The 2,481-nt window shown below is 64.4% G+C and carries 2 protein-coding genes; both read right to left on the reverse strand.

The annotated features are described in order from the left end of the window. Positions 1 to 300, reverse strand: a 300-nt coding sequence (locus tag HX846_RS30695) for a response regulator (RefSeq protein WP_178966827.1), incomplete at its 3' end; no start/stop codon positions are given. Further along, on the reverse strand, positions 297 to 2,481 hold a 2,185-nt coding region (locus tag HX846_RS30700), incomplete at its 5' end, for a hybrid sensor histidine kinase/response regulator (protein ID WP_178966828.1). The genes HX846_RS30695 and HX846_RS30700, both read right to left, overlap by 4 nt.

Raw genomic sequence — 2,481 nt, forward strand, 5'->3', positions numbered from 1 at the left:
GTCCAGGGCGCCATGGCCCATGGCTTCGAATACACGGCTGACGTTGGCCTGGCGGTCGACGGTGACAATCAGGATCGCACAGGGCGTCTCGGCCATGATCTGCCGGGTGGCCTCCACACCGTCCATCACCGGCATGATCAGGTCCATCAGAATCAGGTCGGGCGTGAACTCGGCGCAACGCTGCACTGCTTCCAGGCCGTTGCCTGCGACCCACACCACTTCGTGGGCCGGCTCTAGGCTCAACGCCCGGCGCAAGGCCTCCACGGCCATGGGCATGTCATTGACGATCGCAATCCTCATGCCCGTGCTCCTCCGATCAGCTCCACCACCGCGTCCAACAGCGCGTCGTCATGGAAGCTGGCCTTGGCTAGATAATAGTCGGCGCCGGCGTCCAGTCCACGACGACGGTCTTCTTCCCGATCCTTGTAGGAAACAACCATCACCGGCAGGGATTGCAGGCGAGTATCACGGCGCAAGAGTGTGACCAATTCAATACCGTCCATGCGAGGCATATCAATGTCCGTGATCAGCAGGTCGAAGTCTTCGGAGCGCAGCGCGTTCCAGCCATCCATGCCATCGACTGCCACGGCCACTTCATAACCGCGATTAAGTAACAATTTGCGTTGCAGCTCGCGCACGGTCAGCGAGTCATCCACCACCAGAATACGCTTGCGCGGTGCTTCGAGGGTTTGCTGGGTGCGTCGGGCGATGCGCTCCAGACGACCGGTATTCAGCAGTTTGTCCACCGATCGCAGCATGTCTTCGACGTCGACGATCAGCACCACCGAACCGTCATCGAGCAACGCTCCGGCGGAGATGTCCTGGACCTTGCCCAACCGGTCGTCCAGGGGCAATACCACCAGCGTGCGCTCGCCGATAAAACGCTCCACGGCAATCCCGTAGACCGCATCGCGCTCGCGGATCACCACGACCTTCAGGGTTTCCTGACTGCCCTGCCCCGGCGGGCGCTGCAGCAACTGGCTGGCGGCGACCAGGCCGACATGCCGGCCTTCGTGCCAGAAATGCTGGCGACCTTCCAGTTGCACGATGTCGTCGGGCGCAAGATCGCACATGCGCTCGATGTGGGCCAGCGGGAAGGCGTAGGCCTCTTCGCCAACTTCCACCACCAGGCTGCGCACTACCGACAGGGTCAACGGCACCTCCAGGTGGAAGCGACTGCCCTGCCCCGCCGTCTGCTCCAGCACCACCGCGCCGCGCAACTGGCGCACCATATGCTGCACCGCATCCAGGCCGACCCCGCGCCCCGAGACCTCGGTGACCTTGTCCCGCAGGCTGAACCCCGGCAGGAACAGGAACGTGAGCAGTTCCTCTTCGCTCAGGCGCAGGGCGGTTTCCACCGGCGACAAATGCCGGTCGACGATGGTGCCGCGCAGGCGCTCCAGGTCGACACCGTTACCGTCGTCGCTCAACTCCAGCACCAGCAAGCCGGCCTGGTGAGACGCCCGCAGGCGGATCAGGCCTTCAGCCGGTTTGCCCGCCAGCAGGCGTTGCTCGGGCATTTCAATGCCGTGGTCCACAGCATTGCGCAGTAAATGGGTCAGCGGCGCTTCGAGTTTTTCCAGCACATCGCGGTCGACCTGGGTTTTCTCGCCTTCGATTTCCAGGCGTACCTGTTTACCGAGGCTGCGGCCCAGGTCACGCACCATGCGCACCTGCCCGGCCAGCACGTCGGCAAACGGCCGCATGCGGCACGCCAGCGCCGTGTCGTACAAGACTTGGGCGCGTTGCCCGGCCTGCCAGCCGAACTCGTCGATTTCGGCGGTTTTTTCCGCGAGCAGCGCCTGGGCTTCGCTCAACAGGCGGCGGGTATCAGCCAGCGCTTCCTGGGCTTCCAGGCTCAGGTCGACGGTCTTGAGGTGGCCGTCGAGGTTTTCCAGGGCGCGGGCGCTGTTGCTCTGGATGCGCTTGAGGCGTTGCAAGCTGGCGAGGTAAGGCTTGAGCCGCTGGGTTTCCACCAGGGACTTGCTGGACAGGTCCAACAGGCTGTTCAAACGTTCGGCGGTCACCCGCAACACCCGCTCGCCGCCTTCGGTCATGCGCTTATTTTGGCGTGGCAGTTCGGCACTTACCGGCGGCGCGGGCTCGGGCTCCGGCGGCAGGGTCAGCAGCGCTTCCATCGACAATTCAGGTTCTGGCGCGGGTGTGGGCGGCGGCGCAGGCTTTGGCGCAGCGGGCGGCGCGACTTTCTGCGACGGATCGAGCAACCGCTCCATCAATGCCACATAGGACTCGATGTCCGCCGGGCCCACGGTGTTGCCCGGCGTGGCAATGCGCATCAGCAAATCGGTGCCTTGCAGCAGTGCGTCGATATGTTCCGGCAGCAGGTACAAGCGGCTTTCCTGGGCGCTGACCAGGCAATCCTCCATCACGTGGGCCACGCTGACCCCCGCGTCCACCCCGACAATCCGCGCCGCGCCCTTCAGGGAATGGGCGGCGCGCATGCAGGCTTCGAGCTGGTCG

Origin of the sequence: Pseudomonas sp. K5002, assembly GCF_013386655.1 — a bacterium.
In the GTDB taxonomy this organism is placed as follows: Bacteria; Pseudomonadota; Gammaproteobacteria; order Pseudomonadales; family Pseudomonadaceae; genus Aquipseudomonas.